General features: G+C 72.6%; 16 protein-coding genes. 5 read left to right on the top strand and 11 right to left on the bottom strand.

The window, feature by feature from the left end; genetic code table 11:
• Nucleotides 1-37 precede the first annotated feature (37 nt).
• From AC5JJ1_RS09075 to AC5JJ1_RS09085, 3 genes are all read left to right on the top strand, one after another.
• Nucleotides 38-229 (top strand): AtzG-like protein, encoded by a 192-nt coding sequence (locus AC5JJ1_RS09075; protein WP_495784791.1) that lies wholly within the window; start codon nucleotides 38-40, stop codon nucleotides 227-229.
• Nucleotides 226-1,629, top strand: a complete 1,404-nt coding sequence (locus AC5JJ1_RS09080) for an AtzE family amidohydrolase (protein ID WP_495784792.1) — start codon at nucleotides 226-228, stop codon at nucleotides 1,627-1,629. The genes AC5JJ1_RS09075 and AC5JJ1_RS09080 overlap by 4 nt, the downstream gene beginning before the upstream one ends.
• 79 nt (nucleotides 1,630-1,708) lie before the next feature.
• Nucleotides 1,709-4,555: a PAS domain S-box protein gene (locus tag AC5JJ1_RS09085; protein ID WP_495784793.1), complete on the top strand. Its 2,847-nt coding sequence runs from the start codon at nucleotides 1,709-1,711 to the stop codon at nucleotides 4,553-4,555.
• Here the strand turns inward: AC5JJ1_RS09085 and AC5JJ1_RS09090 are convergent, their stop codons facing one another.
• The 5 genes from AC5JJ1_RS09090 to AC5JJ1_RS09110 all read right to left on the bottom strand — a co-directional run bounded on the left by AC5JJ1_RS09090 (nucleotide 4,556) and on the right by AC5JJ1_RS09110 (nucleotide 9,636).
• Entirely contained in the window at nucleotides 4,556-4,915 is a 360-nt protein-coding gene (locus tag AC5JJ1_RS09090) for a response regulator (protein ID WP_495784794.1), read from the bottom strand.
• A gap of 200 nt (nucleotides 4,916-5,115) precedes the next feature.
• Complete coding sequence (locus tag AC5JJ1_RS09095) at nucleotides 5,116-7,482, bottom strand: xanthine dehydrogenase family protein molybdopterin-binding subunit (RefSeq protein WP_495784795.1); 2,367 nt, start codon at nucleotides 7,480-7,482, stop codon at nucleotides 5,116-5,118.
• Nucleotides 7,483-7,551: 69 nt separating this feature from the next.
• Nucleotides 7,552-8,346: an N-acyl homoserine lactonase family protein gene (locus AC5JJ1_RS09100; protein WP_495784796.1), complete on the bottom strand. Its 795-nt coding sequence runs from the start codon at nucleotides 8,344-8,346 to the stop codon at nucleotides 7,552-7,554.
• Between the two features lies 1 nt (nucleotide 8,347).
• Entirely contained in the window at nucleotides 8,348-9,250 is a 903-nt protein-coding gene (locus AC5JJ1_RS09105; protein WP_495784797.1) for an NAD(P)-dependent oxidoreductase, read from the bottom strand.
• A complete protein-coding gene (locus tag AC5JJ1_RS09110) occupies nucleotides 9,247-9,636 on the bottom strand; it encodes a carboxymuconolactone decarboxylase family protein (RefSeq protein WP_495784798.1) in 390 nt (129 codons plus the stop codon). The genes AC5JJ1_RS09105 and AC5JJ1_RS09110 overlap by 4 nt, the downstream gene beginning before the upstream one ends.
• 143 nt (nucleotides 9,637-9,779) lie before the next feature.
• Between AC5JJ1_RS09110 and AC5JJ1_RS09115 the strand changes: the two genes are divergently transcribed.
• Together AC5JJ1_RS09115 and AC5JJ1_RS09120 are read left to right on the top strand one after the other, a co-directional pair.
• A complete protein-coding gene (locus AC5JJ1_RS09115) occupies nucleotides 9,780-10,649 on the top strand; it encodes a metallophosphoesterase family protein (protein WP_495784799.1) in 870 nt (289 codons plus the stop codon).
• Nucleotides 10,650-10,759: 110 nt separating this feature from the next.
• A complete protein-coding gene (locus tag AC5JJ1_RS09120) occupies nucleotides 10,760-11,641 on the top strand; it encodes an alpha/beta fold hydrolase (protein WP_495784800.1) in 882 nt (293 codons plus the stop codon).
• Here the strand turns inward: AC5JJ1_RS09120 and AC5JJ1_RS09125 are convergent.
• From AC5JJ1_RS09125 to AC5JJ1_RS09150, 6 genes are all read right to left on the bottom strand, one after another.
• Complete coding sequence (locus tag AC5JJ1_RS09125; protein WP_495784801.1) at nucleotides 11,634-12,035, bottom strand: ATP-binding protein; 402 nt, start codon at nucleotides 12,033-12,035, stop codon at nucleotides 11,634-11,636. The two genes, AC5JJ1_RS09120 and AC5JJ1_RS09125, sit on opposite strands and share 8 nt — an antisense overlap.
• Nucleotides 12,032-12,373, bottom strand: a complete 342-nt coding sequence (locus AC5JJ1_RS09130) for an STAS domain-containing protein (protein ID WP_495784802.1) — start codon at nucleotides 12,371-12,373, stop codon at nucleotides 12,032-12,034. Before AC5JJ1_RS09130 ends, AC5JJ1_RS09125 begins: the two co-directional genes overlap by 4 nt.
• 40 nt (nucleotides 12,374-12,413) lie before the next feature.
• The gene (locus AC5JJ1_RS09135; RefSeq protein ID WP_495784803.1) at nucleotides 12,414-13,520 is read right to left on the bottom strand and encodes a PP2C family protein-serine/threonine phosphatase; all 1,107 of its coding nucleotides are present in this window, start codon (nucleotides 13,518-13,520) and stop codon (nucleotides 12,414-12,416) included.
• A 77-nt stretch (nucleotides 13,521-13,597) separates the two neighbouring features.
• A complete protein-coding gene (locus AC5JJ1_RS09140; protein ID WP_495784804.1) occupies nucleotides 13,598-14,122 on the bottom strand; it encodes a DinB family protein in 525 nt (174 codons plus the stop codon).
• 4 nt (nucleotides 14,123-14,126) lie between these two features.
• Nucleotides 14,127-15,113: a GNAT family N-acetyltransferase gene (locus AC5JJ1_RS09145; RefSeq protein WP_495784805.1), complete on the bottom strand. Its 987-nt coding sequence runs from the start codon at nucleotides 15,111-15,113 to the stop codon at nucleotides 14,127-14,129.
• The gene (locus AC5JJ1_RS09150; protein ID WP_495784806.1) at nucleotides 15,110-16,312 is read right to left on the bottom strand and encodes a pyridoxal phosphate-dependent aminotransferase; all 1,203 of its coding nucleotides are present in this window, start codon (nucleotides 16,310-16,312) and stop codon (nucleotides 15,110-15,112) included. The genes AC5JJ1_RS09145 and AC5JJ1_RS09150 overlap by 4 nt, the downstream gene beginning before the upstream one ends.
• Nucleotides 16,313-16,314 lie beyond the last annotated feature (2 nt).

Here is a 16,314-nt window from a genome sequence, read left to right on the forward strand (position 1 = left end):
ATGGAACGATGCATCTTCGCTGCCAGGAGCCGCCCCGATGCTCGACCCGGACCGTTTCGACCCCGCCGCCCACGTGGCCGCTGCCGCCCCGGCGGTGGGGCTCGCCCTCGACGCCGCCCGCCAGGCGCGGGTAGCGGCCGCCTTCGCCCTGGTCATACGGGTCGCGGCGCCGGCGCTGGCCGTGCCGCTGGACGAGGCGGATGAGCCGGCACCGGTATACCGGCCATGAGCGGCCCGGCACTCGCCATCGCCGCGGGGGTGCGGGCGGGCGAGGTCTCGGCGCGCGCGGTGGCGGAAGCGGCGCTGGCCCGCATCGCCAGGCGCGGCGCGGAGGTGAACGCCTTCACCGCCGTGCTTGCCGAGCGGGCACTGGCGGCGGCCGATGCCGTGGATGCGTGCATCGCCGCCGGGCAGGACCCCGGGCCGCTGGCCGGCGTGCCCTATGCGGCGAAGAACCTCTTCGACCTCGCCGGCCTCCCGACCCTGGCCGGCAGCCGCATCCGCCGCAGCGCGGCGCCCGCGGGGCGCGATGCCTTCCTTGTCCGGCGGATGGACGCGGCCGGGGCCGTCTGCCTGGGCGCGCTCAACATGGACGAGTTCGCCTATGGCTTCACCACCGAGAACAGCCATGCCGGCCCGTGCCGCAACCCGCATGACCTCGCGCGCATCGCCGGCGGCTCCTCCGGCGGCTCGGCCGCGGCGGTGGCGGCGGGGCTGGTGCCGGTCACCCTCGGGACGGACACGAACGGCTCGATCCGCGTGCCCGCCTCGCTGAACGGCATCTTCGGGCTGAAGCCGACCTATGGGCGGCTTTCGCGCCATGGTGCCTTCCCCTTCGTCTATTCACTGGACCATGTCGGGCCCTTCGCCCGCAGCGTCGGCGACCTCGCCGCGGCCTATGATGCGCTGCAGGGCCTCGATCCGGACGACGGCCACCAGTCGGCACGGCCGCCGGAGGCGGTGACGCCGCTGCTCGGGGCGGAGGCCGCCGGGCTGCGGGTGGCGCGGCTCGGCGGCTGGTTCGCGCGGATGCAGTCCGAGGCGGCGCGGCGGGCGGTGGCGGCGGTGGCCGCGGGGCTCGGCGCGACGGCGGAGGTGGATTGGGCGATGGCGGAGGCCAGCCGCTCGGCCGCCTTCATCATCACCGCCGCCGAGGGCGCCGCGCTCCACCTGCCGACGCTTCGCACCCGGCTCGAGGAATACGAGCCGCTGATCCAGGACCGGCTGCTGGCCGGCGCGCTGATCCCGGCGGCCTGGGTCGGGCATGCGCAGCGGGTCCGGGCCAGGGCGCGGGACGAGATGCAGGCGCTGATGGCGGAGTGGGACATCCTGCTCGCCCCGGCGACGCCCGTGCCGGCGACGCCGATCGGGCAGGAGAGCCTCACGCTGGACGGGGTGGAGATGCCGCTCCGCCCCTCGATGGGGCTCTTCACCCAGCCGGTCAGCGGCATCGGCCTGCCGGTGCTGACGGTGCCGGTGCCGCGAGCCGAGGGGGCGCTGCCGATCGGCGTGCAGCTGATCGGCAAGCCCTGGACGGAGGGGCTGCTCTTCCGCGCCGCGGCGGCGCTGGAGCGGTCCGGGCTCTGCACCGCACCCGTGGCACCGGCCTTCGCCGAGGGCGCACCATAAGGCCGGCGCCGGGCTGACCGGCCGCCGGTGCCGACAGTTCGCGCCCATGAGCCGCTGTCAAAGGTGTAATCTTCCGCCCATGCGATGGAGACGCCCCGCCCCGCCGATCCTGCTCGCTGCCGGATGTGCCGGCGGCGCGGCGCTGGCTGCCCTGCTGCCGGCGCCGGGCGGCGCGCTGGCGGTGGCGGCGCTCGCCTGCGGCGGCTGGCTCGCCGGGCGCGGCCTCGAGCGGCGGGCGGAGGCCCTGCAGCGCATCCGCCGGGCGCAGCAGGCCGGGCTGGTCGGCAGCTACGAATGGGACATCGCCAGCAGGCGATGTGACTGCTCGCCCGGCTGCGCCAGGCTCTACGGCCTGCCGTCGGTTCCCGCCGGCGGGGGCCTGTCCCTGGAGTTCGAGGAGTGGATGGGGCGGATCCAGCCGGAGGACCGGCCCGCAGTCACTGCCGCCCTCGATGCGGCGATCCGAAGCTGCGGCTCCTACAGCCTGGAATTCCGCATTCGCTTGCCGGATGGCGGCATCCGCTGGCTGGGCGACCGGGGCCAGGTGATGCCGGGTCCGGCTGGCCGCGCCTGGCGGGGCACCGGCACGGTGCGCGACATTACCCAGCGCCGCGCCGCGGAGCATGCGTTGCGCGAGAGCGAGGCGCGGCTGCTGCTGGCGCAGGAGGCGGCCGGCCTCGGCTCTTGGGAGGTCGACCTCGCCAGCGGCCGGCAGATCTGGTCGCCGCAGCAATATGCCCTCTTTGGCCTCGACCCCGCGCAGCCGCCGCCCGACCAGGCAAGCTGGCTGGCGATGATCGAGCCGGGCGACCGCGCGAGCCTGGTCGCGGCGCAGCAGGCGGCGGCCGGCGCCGGCCCGACCACCTTCCAGGCCGAGTTCCGCATCCGCCGCGCGGATGACGGGGCGGAGCGCTGGATCGCGGGGACCGGGCGGGTCGAGGCGGATGCCGAGGGCCGGCCCTTCCGCATCATCGGCATGGACCGCGACGTGACCGAGGAGCGCTGCCGCGCGGAGGAACTGGCGCGGCGCGAGGCAGCCCTGCGGGCCATGCTGGAGGCCAACCCGATCGGCGTGCTGCGCGGCGACGTGCATGGCCGGATCCACGATGCCAACGACGCCCTGCTGCGCCTCATCGGCCGCAGCCGCGAGGAGCTGGCGGCCGGGGAGCTGCGCTGGGACGGGCTGACGCCGCCGGAATGGCTCCCCGCCGATGCCGCCGCCATCGCCGATGTGCAGGCCACCGGGCGCTGCACCCCCTACGAGAAGGAGTACCGGCGCCCGGATGGCACCCGCGTGCCGGTGCTGGTCGGCTTCACCATCATCGGCGAGCGGCAGGAGGAGACCATTGCCTTCATCCTCGACCTCACCGAGCGCAAGCAGGCCGAGGCCGGGCTGCTGCGCGCCAAGGCGGAGCTGGAGCGGCGCGTGGCCGAGCGCACCGAGGAGTTGCGCCGCATCTATGACCGCACCCCGGCCGCCTTCCATTCCTGCGATGCGGCCGGGCGGATCGTCGAGGTCAGCGCGGAATGGCTCGATTTCCTCGGCTATGCGCGGGAGGAGGTGCTGGGCCGCCGCATCCCGGACTTCATGACGGCCGCGAGCGGCGTGCGGTGGGAGGCGGCGGCCGTCGTCCTTCGCGAGGATGGCGACGAGGTGCGGGAGGTGGAGTACCGCATGCGCCGGCGCGACGGCACGCCCGTCGACGTCCTGCTGCGGGCCCGGGCGGAGCGGGATGCAACGGGCGCCTTCCTCCGCAGCTATGCCGTCATCCTCGACATCACCGCCCTCAACCGGGCCGAGGCCCGGCTGCGCGAGGCGCAGAAGCTCGAGGCTCTCGGCCGCATGGCGGGCGGCATCGCGCACGACTTCAACAACATCCTCCAGGTGGTGGCGGGTGCGCTCCGGCTGATGGAGAACCAGCCGGAGGATGCGGCCCGGGTGCGCCGCTACACGCGGGCGGCGCTGGAGGCGGCGGAGCGCGGCGCCGGCGTCACCCGGCGGATGCTGGCCTTCGCCAGGCGCGACCAGCTGCAATCCGGCCCGGTCGCGCCGGCGGCGGTGCTGGAGGGCCTGGCCTCGCTGCTGCACGGGCCGCTCGGCCCCGACATTCGGCTGGAGGTCGAGGTGCCGCCCGGCCTGCCGCCGCTGCAGGCGGACCGCACGCAGCTCGACCTCGTCCTGTTCAACCTGGCGCTCAATGCGCGGGACGCGATGCCGCAGGGCGGGCTGCTGCGGCTGGAGGCAGCGGCGGAGAAGGTCGGCGCCGGCGGGGCGCTCGGGCTGGCGCCGGGGCGCTACCTGCGGATCAGCCTCAGCGACACCGGCGAGGGCATGGATGCGGCGACGCTGGCCCGGGCCACGGAGCCCTTCTTCACCACCAAGGAGGTCGGCAAGGGGACCGGGCTCGGCCTCGCCATGGCGCATGGTTTCGCGGCGCAGTCCGGCGGGGCGCTGGCGATCGAGAGCACGCTCGGCGAGGGCACGACCGTGACCCTCTGGCTGCCGGAGGCCGCGGCGACGGCGGAGCCGTCCCTGCCCCCTCCCCCGGCCACCCGCCGGCCGCTGCGGGTGCTGATGGTGGAGGACGAGGCGCCGCTGCGCGGGCTGATGGCGGCCGCGCTGCGGGAGGAGGGGTTGGCCGTCACCGAGGCGGCGAGCGCGGCCGCGGCGCTCGCCCTCCTCGAGCTGGGCGGGCAGTTCGACCTGGTGCTGACCGACCATGCCATGCCAGCGATGACCGGCGACCTGCTGGCGGCGGAGATCGCGCGGCGCTGGCCGGGACTGTCGGTGGTGATCCTCACCGGGAATGCGGAGACGGCGGCGCTCGACATGGCGCCGGGAACGCCGGTGCTCCGCAAGCCGCTCGGGCCGGCGGAGCTGGCCGCGCGGCTGCGGGCTGTCGCGGCGGCACCGGCCGGCGCCTGATCAGCGGCAGAGGCGGCCGAGGGCGCTCGTCAGGTCATCCGGATCATAGGGTTTCGCCAGGACCGGCCTCTCGGCATGGCCGGGCGGCAGGCCATCCGCGCCGTAGCCGGTGGCCACCACGAAGGGTACGCCGCGGGCAGCCAGCGCATCGGCAACCGGCGTCGAGGTCTCCCCGGCCAGGTTGAGGTCCAGCACGGCGACGTCGGGCAGCTCCCGATCCAGCAAGGCGATCGCCTCGGCGACGGTTGCGACCGGGCCGATGACCGAGGCGCCGGCATCCAGAAGCGCGTCCTCCACCAGCATCGCGACCAGCGCCTCATCCTCCACCACCAGAACGCGCCGCCCGTTGAGCCTGGTCATCCTGTCAGTCCCCTCGCAGGAAGCGATGTAGCCGGCCCAAGCACAACAAATGGGCGGCCCGGCTTCTGCCTTGTCCGTAACACATCATAGCCGAAAGCCGTGAGCAGTACGGACGTTCGGCCCGACACCCGCCGCGCTCGCGCCCGGCTTTCTGCCAACGGGCGGCACAGCCGCGGCCTCACATTCCCGTGTCCAATGGATCAGGCGGCCTTCTCATGGATGGCGCGCCAGACCCGCTCCGGAGTCGCCGGCATGTCGATATGGCTGATACCGTACTCGCCGAGCGCATCGACCACCGCATTCATCACCGCGGGCAGCGAGCCGGCGCAGCCCGCCTCGCCGCAGCCCTTGGCGCCGACCGGGTTGGTCGTGCAGGGGCTCGGATGGCTTTCGAAGCCGAAGCTCGGCAGGTCCCCCGCGCGCGGCAGGCAGTAATCCTGGTAGCTGCCGGAGAGAAGCTGGCCCTCCTCCGAATAGGCGACGTTCTCGTAAAGCGCCTGGCCGATGCCCTGGACGATGCCGCCATGCGCCTGGCCCTCGACCATCAGCGGGTTCACGATGACGCCGAAGTCGTTCACCGAGAGGTAGCGCACCACCTCGACGATGCCGGTCTCCGGCTCGATCTCCACCTCGCAGACATGGCAACCATTGGGATAGGCCATCGGCGCCTCGCCGAAGACGTGGCGGACGTCGAGGCTCTCCGGCATGTCGGGCGGCGGGTTGTTGGCGGTGCGGATGCGCTGGGCCAGCTCCATGATGCCGATCGAGCGGTCCGTGCCGGCGATGGCGAAGCGGCCGAGCCCGTCGGCGTCGCGCTCGAACTCGATGTCGCCGACCGCGGCCTCCAGCATATGCGCCGCCGCCGTACGACCCTTCTCGATGACGAGCTGCGCCGCCTCCATGATGGCGGCGCCCGAGGCCATCAGCGACTTCGACCCACCGGTGCCGCCGCCGGCGACCAGCAGGTCGGAGTCGCCCTGAATGAGGCGGATGCTCTCGAAGGGCACGCCGAGCGACTGGTGCAGCACCTGGGCGAAGGGCGTCCAATGGCCCTGGCCGTAGTCGAGGGTGCCGGTGATGATCGTCACCGTGCCATCTTCCTCGAAGCGGACCTCGCCCTGTTCCTTCATCGGCGGCGCGGTGCATTCGAGGAAATTGCCAATGCCCCGGCCGCGCAGCCTGCCGCGCGCGCGGCTCTCCGCACGGCGGGCCGCGAAGCCGTCCCAGTCCGCGGCGTCGAGCGCCTTCTCGAGGACGGCGGTGAAGTCGCCGCTGTCATAGACCGATCCGCTTGGCGCGCTGAAGGGAAAGGCATCCGGCTTGATGTGGTTGATGCGGCGCAGCTCGACGGCGCTGCGGCCGGTCTCCTTCGCCGCCTGCTCCAGCAGCCGCTCGAAAAAGTAGTTGCCCTCGGGCCGCCCGGCGCCGCGATAGGCCGAGACCGGCGTGGTGTTGGTGACGAGGCAGCGGGTGTTCACCTCGATCAGCGGCGTCGCGTAGTTGGACTGCACGTTCTTGACGAAATTGCCGGTCCCCATCAGCGGCGCCACCGTCGCCAGGTAGCCGCCCATATTGGCGAAGGCGGTCAGCCGCACGGCCAGGGCCTTGCCTTCTGCATCGAGGGCGAGCTCCGCCTCCACCTCATGGTCGCGGCCATGCTGGTCGGAGAGGAAGGAGCCGGTGCGGTCGTCGGTCCATTTCACCGGCCGGCCGAGCAGCTTCGCGGCGTGCAGGATGCAGGGATATTCCGGGTAGCAGCTCGCCTTCATGCCGAAGCTGCCGCCGACATTGCCGGTGAGGATGCGAACCTTCTCCGTCGGCGACTTCAGGATGTCCGCCATCTGCGCCCGCAGGCCGAAGACGCCCTGGCTGCCGACATGCAGGGTGTAGCGGCCCGTCTCCGCCTCGTACTCGCCGATGGCGCTGCGCGGCTCCATCGCGCAGACCACGACGCGGTTGTTGCGGATGGAGAGCTTCGTGACATGGGCCGCGGCGGCGAAGGCCTGCGCGACCTTGGCGCTGTCGCCGTAATGGAAATCGAGGACCTGGTTGCCGGGGATATGGTCGTAGAGCTGCGGCGCGTCGGGCCCGGCCGCCGCCGAGGCCTCGGTCACGGCGGGCAGGATGTCGATGTCGAGGAAGACCGCCTCCGCCCCGTCGCGCGCCGCCATGCGCGTCTCGGCAACGACGAAGGCGACCGGGTCGCCGACGAAGCGGACCTTGTCCATCGCCAGCGGCGGACGGTCGATATTGGTGAGCGGGCTGCCGTCGCGGTTCTTCAGCGGCAGGACGCAGCGCATGGCGCCATAGCCGGCCCCGGCCAGGTCGGCGCCGGTATAGACGCCGAGCACGCCCGGCACCGCCTTCGCCGCCTCCGTCTCGATCCCGCGGATGATGCCATGGGCATAGGGGCTGCGGACCATGACGGCATAGAGCTGGCCGGGCAGGTCGATGTCATCCGTGTAGCGGCCGCGGCCCTGCAGCAGGACCGGATCCTCGTTGCGGGGCACCGGCTGGCCGACGCCGAATTTGAGCCGCGTGGTGTCGGGCAGGACGGAATCGGGCATGGGTCTCGCTCTCGGCGGTTGTCAGGCTGGAGATCGAGGCTAGGCCAGGATTGGCAAGGGCGCGACCCCTCAACCGATGGGCGGCAGGTGCAGGGCAACCACGTTGCCCCCCTGCCCTTCCACGGCGGGGAAGCGGCTGCGGACCTCGGGGTCATGGCCGGGGATCACCCGCGTCTCGTCGCCCCCGGCGAGGCGGCGGGCGATGCGCCAGCCCTGGGTCATCGCGCCGAGGTCGAAGATGATCGGGAAGGGATTGCCCTGCCGGTCATTGGCATAGAAGTGCAGCGCATCCGAGGCGATGACCACCGGCCCGCGCGCGGTCTGCACCCGCACCACCTGCAGCCCGTCGGAATGCCCGCCGACGCGATGGACGGTGACGCCCGGCGCCACCTCCCCCTCGCCGTCATGGAAGACGACCTTGTCGGCGAAGAGGGCGCGGACCATCGAGACGACGTGGTCCGCCTCGAAGGGCAGGCGGATGCAGGCGGTGCACATGTGCCGGCCCGTGGCGAAGGCCATCTCCCGCTCCTGGATATGGACCTTGGCCCTGGTGAAGAGCTCGACGCTGCCGGCATGGTCGTAGTGCAGGTGGGTGACGACCACGTCCCTCACCCGCGCCGGGTCGCTGCCCATCGCCTTGAGGCTGTCGGCGACGGAGCGGCTGAGCCTGCGGCCGCGCCGCTCGGCGCAGGCGGCGTCGAAGCCGGTATCGACGACGATCTCATGCCCGTCCGGCGCCCGCAGCAGCCAGACATAATAGTCGAGCGGCATTGCCTCGTGCGGGTCCTGCACCGGCAGTAGGAAATTCGACTGGGCGGGCCGGTCATGCCGCCCGTAGCGGATCGCGTATGCCTCCCAGATCATCCTACTTGTTCCCCCCAAGACTTTCGCCCGCCAGCTTCTCCGGAAGCTGCGCCGCGGCGGTGTGGTTGTTGCCCGGGCCGAGCGAGGCGAGGGCCGCAGCCCACAGCTCGCGGGCCAGCGCCGCAAGCGGCGCCGGCGTCGCGGTCTGCCGCCCGACCTCAAGGGCGATGCCGAGGTCCTTCACCATCAACTCCAGCGCGAAGCCGTCGTCGAAGCGGCGGCTGAGGACGAATTGGCGGAATTTCCGCTGGCTGCTGTCCGACATGCCGGAGGAGGCGTTGAGCACATCCACCATCTTCGCCGGATCGAGGCCGAAGCGCTGGCCGATCAGCATCACCTCGACGCCGAGCATGAAATTGCCGGCGGAGGCGAGGTTGTTCAGCGCCTTCATCGCCTGGCCGGCGCCGATGCCGCCGCAGCGGTGCAGGCTGGTACCCATGGCCTTCAGCACCGGCTCGGCGCGGTCGAGCAGCGCCTCCTCGCCGCCGAGCATGATGGCGAGGCTGCCATTCCGCGCCCGCGGCACGCCGCCGGAGACGGGGGCATCGATCATGCCGATGCCCCGCCGTTCCAGCTCGGCCGCAACCTCGCGCGTCGTCGCCGGCTGGCCGCTGGTCATGTCGATGACGAGGCTGCCCGGCGAGAGGGCTGGGGCGAGCGCCGCCGCGACCTCCGCCACCTGGGCGCTGGTCGGGAGGATGGTGACGACGGCATCCGCATCCTGCGCCGCCTCCGCCGCGCTGCCGGCCGGCCTGCCGCCGACCTCACCGGCGAATTGCGCAGCCCGGCCCGGCACCGCATCGCAGACCGCGACCTCGAAGCCGGCCTTCAGCAGGTTGGCCGCCATCGGCCAGCCCATATTGCCGATGCCGACGAAGCCGATGCGGCGGATCGGCCCGCTCACTTGAGCGCGCCCTCCTTCACCAGCACCTCATGCGCCGCCTTGAAGGCGTCGAGCCCGGCGGGGATGCCGCAATAGGCCGTGGCGTGCAACAGCGCCGCCTTGATCTCCTCCACCGTCACGCCGTTGTTCAACGCGCCCTTGACGTGCAGCTTGATCTCCGGCGCGCGGTTCAGCGCCGTCAGCATGGCGAGGTTGATGAGGCTCCGCGTCCTGCGGTCCAGCGTCGGGTCGCCCCAGGCCCAGCCCCAGGCCCAGGCGGTGGTGGCGCGCTGGAAGGACATCATGAACTCGTCGGCCTTCGCCATGGAGGCGTCCACATACTCGGCGCCGAGCACCTCCCGGCGGATCGGCATGCCCTTGTCGAACAGGGCGCTATCCTCGGACATGGCTTCCTCCTTCGTTGTCCGGGCGAGGCTCGCGCGCAGCGGCGCGGCGGTCAACCAGCCGGCCGGACCTTTTCGCCCAGGGCCAGGGCCGCAACCCAGGCGCCGCCCCGCTGTTCCAGCCGCCGAACAGAGGGGCTCGGGTGATGCAGGACGGGGCAGGCAGGAACGAGGCCGGGAGCGGAACCTACAGGATCGCCCATCTCTCCGACCTGCATTTCGGCGCCGAGATCCCGGAGGTGGTCGATGCCCTCGCCGAGGCGCTGAACCGCGACCCGCCGGACCTCATCGCCATCAGCGGCGACCTCACCATGCGCGCCCGCACGCGGGAGTTCGAGGCGGCCCGGGCCTTCATCGGCCGCCTGCGGGCGCCGGTGCTGGCGGTGCCCGGGAACCACGACATCGTCGGCTACTGGATGATCGAGCGCTTCATCGACCCCTTCGCCCGCTGGCGGCAGTTCATCACGCCGGAGACGGAGCCGGTCTTCCAGGACCGGCGGGTCGGCGTCGTCGGGCTGAATACCGCGCGGCGGGCAGGCTTCTACCTCGACTGGTCGCGCGGCCGGGTCGGCCACAAGCGCCTGGCCCGCTGCCTGGCACGCCTCGAGGCGCTGCCGCCGGGGCTGGTCCGCATCGTCGTCGCCCATCACCCCTTCCTGCCGCCGCAGGCGGCGCCGGAGGCGCGGCTGGTGGGCGGGGCGGCGACGGCGCTCGAAGGGTTCGCCCGACGCGAGGTGCGGCTGGTGCTCTCCGGCCATCTCCATGTCGGCGACGTGGCCGAGCCGGCGACGGTGGTGCCGGACGATGCGGCGAAGGGGCGGCTGACCGTGGTGCTCTCCTCCACCAGCACCTCGCGCCGGCTGCGCGGCGAGCCGAATGCCTACAACGAGATCCACATCGCCGAGGATGGCAGGGTCGAGGTCCTGGCCCGCGCCTGGACCGGGGAGGAATGGCGCTCCGTCCGGCCGCGCTCGACCGAGGCGGCGCCGGCCCAGATCCTGGCGCCCGGCGCCTGATCGCCGCTGACTGGCGATCGCCGGTCCGATGCGGGACAAGCTCCTGTCGGGCCGGCGATCCACGCCCCGGGCGTCGTCGCCCAGGGTGATCGCGGGCCGGGAGGCCGCCGATGTTCTTCGAAGGTTTCACGCTGGAATACCGCGAGGCCAATGGCCAGCGCATCCGCCTCCGCCGCGGCGGCAGCGGGCCGCCCCTGCTGCTGCTGCACGGCAACCCGCAGACCCACGCGATGTGGCACAAGGTCGCGCCGACCCTGGCCCGGCGCTTCACCGTCATCGCGCCCGACATCCGCGGCTACGGCTTCTCGCAGAAGCCCCCTGCCCTGCCCGACAGCGCCGCCATGGCGAAGCGGGCAATGGCGGCGGACCTCGCCGCGCTGATGAGCGATCTCGGCCATGAGCGCTTCGCCGTCGTCAGCCACGACCGCGGCGCCCGCGTCGCGCATCGCCTCGCCCTCGACCATCCGGCGCGGGTCGAGCGGCTCTGCACCATGGACATCATCCCGACGCTCGCCCATTTCGAGCGGACCGACATGGCCTTCGCCCTCGGCTACTATCATTGGTTCTTCCTTGCCCAGCCGCATGACCGGCCGGAGCGCATGATCCTGCGCGACGTCGAGGACTGGTTCGACCTCCACACCGCGCGCGAGCCGAAGGATCGCGGCTTCTTCCACCCCGAGGCGCGGGCCGACTACCTGGCCGCGCTGCGCGAGGAGGGCACGGTGCGCGCGATCTGCGAGGACTACCGCGCGGCGGTGGGGATCGACCTCGAGCATGACCGCGCCAGCCGCGCCGCCGGGCAGAAGGTCCAGTGCCCGCTGCTGGCGCTCTGGGGCGCCAAGGGCGCCATCCCCCGCTGGTACGACCCGCTCGCCATCTGGCGCGACTATGCGGCCGGCGCGGTGACGGGTGCCGGCGTCGGCAGCGGCCACTACCTGGCCGAGGAGGCGCCGGAGGAGGTGCTGATCCGGCTCGGCCACTTCCTTAGCTGAGCGCCAGGTCGACCTCGACCCTGTTGCGCCCGGCCGCCGTGCGGCTGTAGCGCAGCGCCGCGGCATGGCGCCGCACCAGGGCGAGGCCGAGGCCGCCCACCCGCGCCGCATCCAGCGAGGCGGCCGGCACCGGCAGGGCGCCCGCGGTCGGGTCGAAGGGAGGGCCGGCATCCTCCAGCACGAGGGTGCAGAACCGCCCGGCCATGCTGGCCTCGACCAGCACCTCCGGCGCGCCGCCGTGGCGCTGCGCATTCAGCGCCAGCTCCTCCACCACGATCTCGGCACGGGTGATGCTGCGCGGGCCGGCGCCGGCAGCCGCCATCCAGGCGGCGAGCGCGGCCTGCGCCGCCGCGACCTCGACGGCGCCGCCCGCAATCCGGTGGCGGAAGCTCACGCGGCGAGGCGGGCCCGCGCCTCCGCCTCGGTGCCGACGATCGGGATCATCTGGTCGAGGGCGATGGTCTCGAAGACCTCCATCACCTGCGGCTGCGCGCCGAAGAGGACCATCTGCGCGCCGCGTCGCTGCAGCACCCGCGCCGTCGAGATGAACATGCGCAGCCCGAGGGAGGCCACGAAGCTCACCTCGGTCAGGTCCACCAGCGCATTCCGGGCGACGCTGCCGACGGCGGCGGCGAAGCGCAGGTCGATCGCCTCCGCACCCGCCGCATCGAGCCGGCCGCTCATGGTCACCCGGTTGGTGCCGGGGTCGAGTTCGGTCAGCACGAAGTCCATCGGTCATCCTCGTCGTTGCGCTGGAGGCTTCACCGTACCGTCACGCGAAGTCCAGCGACAGTATGGAGACATCATCCTCGAAAGGTCCGGGCCGGGACTGCGCGCGGGCTGCCTGCAGCAGCCGCTCCGCCGCCCCTGCCGCCGGCGCGGCGGCCAGCGGGAGATGCGCCAGGAAGTCGCCGAGGCCGAGCTGCCGGCCATCCGGCGCCCGGGTCTCGAAGGCGCCGTCGCTGAAGAGGAGCAGCCGCGCCCCGGGCGGCAGCGGGGCGCTGGCGGTGCGGAAGCGGGTGCCCGGCATCATCCCGACCGGAGGGTTGCGGGTGCCGAGCGCCTCGGGCGCCGCTCCGCCGGGCAGGAGCAGGTAGCCGGCATGGTGCCCAGCCGCGCCATAATCCAGCCGCCGCGCGGCGAGGTCGGCAACGCCGTACCAGATGGTGAAGAAGAGGCCGCCCTGTTCCTCGATCTGGAACGCCGCGTTGAGCCCGGCCAGCGCCGCGGCCGGGTCGCTGCCGACGCCTGCACGCAGCATGTTCATCACCGAGGCGGCAAGCAGGGCGGAGCCGGCGCCATGCCCCGCCACATCGAGGATGAAGACGGCGAAGCGGTCCGCATCGAGCCAGCGATAGCCGAAGGCATCGCCGCCGATGCTGGCCGAGGGCAGGAAGCTCCACTCCGCCCGCACCCGCCCCTCCAGGATGGGCGGCGGCAGCAGGGCCTGCACGTAGCGGAAGGCGCGCTCCATCTCGCGCTCGAGCTCGGCGGCGCGTTCCATCTCGCGCTGGCGGCCGCGCTGGTATTGCAGGGCGAAGGGGCCGATGGCGAGGCGCATGCCCGGCGCCAGCGGCGCGGCGCCGCCCAGCCGCTCGCCCTCCAGCCAGGTGCCGTTGGTGGAGCCGAGATCGGTGAGGCTTGCCGCATCCCCCGTCACCGTCAGCAGGGCATGGTTGCGCGAGACCTCCGGCGCCGGCAGCACCAGGTCGTTCCCGGCGACCCGGCCGATGCGGAAGGGCTCCGGGCCAAGCGGGATGCGGCGCGTCCCGCCGCCCTCCCCGGTCAGGACCAGCACATGCAGGATGGGCTCCGGCGCCTCGGCGAGGTGAGGGCCGCGGCGCATCATCGTCTCTTCCGTGTCGGGCGGCGCTGTCATGGCGGGTCTCAACCAATAGCCGAAACGTCGTCGATTCCATGCCGCGAGGCAATCGCGGTATTGCGCTTCGTGATCGGTCAGGCGGTCAGGCCGAGCGCCTCAAGGTCGACGATCCAGGGCAGGTCCGTCGCCGCCGGGCGGATGCCGGCCTGGGTGATGAGCGCATGGGCCTGGCCGCGGTGATGGGTCTGGTGGTTGAAGAAATGCGTCAGCGTCACGGCGCGCGGCGAAGCCATCCGCTGCTGCGAGGCGCCGCTGAACCAGTGCAGGGTACCGGCCAGCCAGTCCTCGGTGAGGGTCGCGGCCCAGGCCTCGATCCGCGCATCGGCCTCGGCGCGGGCGGCGCGGAGCTCGGCCCAGCCCTCGACCAGGCGCGGGCTGCCGGGGATGCCGGACGGCGGCGGCTCCCAGCCGGCGAAGCGGCTCATCCATTGCCGGTCGCCCCAGAGCAGGTGGCAGAGCGTGCCGTGGATGGAGCCGAACCAGGCGCCGCGATCCTCGCGCCGCGCCGCGTCCGAGAGTTGGTCGGCGGCGGCGTAGAGGCGGCGGTTCATCTCGCTGTTGTAGGCCGCCATCATGCGGCACCAGCCGGGCGAGATCATCGGCTCAGACCTCCTTCCAGAAGATCACGGTGGCATGCGCGACGCCGGCGGCGTTCAGCGCGTAGCCGGGGATCTGCCCGGCCTCCTGCCAGCCGAGGCTGCGGTAGAGCCCCTCCCCCGCGCTGCCGGCCTCGGTGTCGAGCACCAGCAGCCGGCGGCGGAGGCGCTGCGCCGCCTGCTCCGCCCGGCGCATCAGCGCGCGGGCGACGCCGTGGCGGCGAAAGGCGGGGTCGACCAGCAGCTTGGCAAGATCCGCCCGGTGCGGCTGGTTCTGCGGCATGTCGAGGTTGAGCTGCACCGTGCCGACCAGCGCGCCGTCGAGCCAGGCGGCGAGCAGCACGCGGCGACCGGCCGCGACATCGGCCGCGACCTTCTTCCAGAAGCCCAGCGCCACCTCGCGCGAGAGCGGCTTCAGGAAGGAGACGGCCGCGCCATCCTCGACGCAGGCGATGAGGATCTGGGCAAGGCGCCGCTCCGCGCTCGCCGCGGCGGCCGCGTCCAGCGCCTCCACCACAAGCCCGGCGGCCGGCTTGGCATAGCGGAATTCGAGGGATTTCGAGATGTCGTCGAGGATGCGGATGGCGCCCTGCCGGACATAGCCGCGCTTCTCGTAGAAGCGGTGCGCGGCATCGAACCGCGTATCGGTCCAGAGCACGAGGCGCTGGGCGCCTGCGGCGCGGGCATGGGCCTCGGCCGCATCGAGCAGCCGCTGGGCGAGACCCGTGCCGCGCTCCGGCGCCGCGACATACATCCGGCAGATCTCATAGGCCTGGTCGCTGTTGAGCGGCCGGGTGCCGACCATGCCGACCAGCGCGCCATCCCGCTCCGCCGCCCAGAGCGCCCCGCCCGCCGCCGCGAAGTAGCTGGCGAGCGCGCGGAGCTCCGGCGCCTCGCCGTCCACGTCGAGGATGCAGTTCGGGAACTCCGCCCAGCATTCGCCGATCAGGCGGATGAAGCCCTCCGCGTCCTCGTCGCGGCCGGGCCTGATCATCGGAGCTCCCGGCAGAACTCCTGGATTCGGCCGCAGGCCTCGGCGAGGCTGGCGCTGTCGGTCGCGTAGGAGATGCGCATGTAGGGGCTCATCCCATAGGCCGTGCCCTGGACGGCGCCGACGCGCTTCTCCTCGAGCAGGGCCATGACGAAGTCGGTATCCGTCTCAATCCGCACGCCGCCCTTGGTGGTCTTGCCGAGGCAGCCGGCGATGTTCGGGAAGACGTAGAAGGCGCCTTCCGGCTTGTGGCAGGTGATGCCGGGGCAGGCATTCAGCATCTCGACCACCATGTCGCGGCGCTGGCGGTAGGACTCGGCGTTCCGCTTGACGAAGTCCTGCGGCCCGTCGAGCGCCGCCACGGCCGCGGCCTGGCTGATGGTGGAGACGCCCGCCGTCGCCTGGCCCTGCATGTTGAACATGGCCTTGATCAGCGAGGCCGGCCCGCCGCCGAAGCCGACGCGCCAGCCGGTCATCGCATAGGTCTTGGAGCAGCCGTTGACCGTCAGCGTGCGGTCGCGGAGCCCGGGCTCGACGGCGGCGATGGTGTGGTACTCGAAGCCGTCATAGAGCAGGTGCTCGTACATGTCGTCGGTCATGACCCAGACCTGCGGGTGCCGCAGCAGCACGTCGGCCAGGGCCTGCATCTCGGCGCGCGAGGGCACCGCACCCGTCGGGTTGCCCGGGAAGTTCAGCAGCACCCACTTCGTCCGCGGCGTGATCGCGGCCTCGATATCCTCCGGCCGCGGCTTGAAGCCGTTGTTCTGCGGGCAGGCGACGGTGACGGGCATGCCGCCGGCGACCTTCGCCATGTCGGCATAGCTGATCCAGAAGGGCGAGGGGATCACCACCTCGTCGCCCGGGTCGAGCGTCGCCATGAAGGCGTTGAAGATCACCTGCTTGCCGCCGTTGCCGACGATGATCTCGTCCGCCTTGTAGTCAAGGCCGTTGTCGCGCCTGAACTTGCGCGCGATGGCCGCCTTCAGCGCCGGCGTGCCGCCCTGCGGCGGATACTTGGTATCCCCCCGCAGCGCCGCCTGGTGCGCCGCCTCGACCGCATGCGGCGGCGAGTCGAAGTCGGGCTCGCCATTGGCCAGGCTGATGACCTCGATGCCCTCGTCGCGCAGCTCCCGCGCGCGCTGGGTCATGACGGCGGAGGCGGAGACCTTCACCTCCGCGAGGCGCTGCGCAAGGCCGGGCATGG

The organism is Belnapia sp. (genome assembly GCF_059504005.1).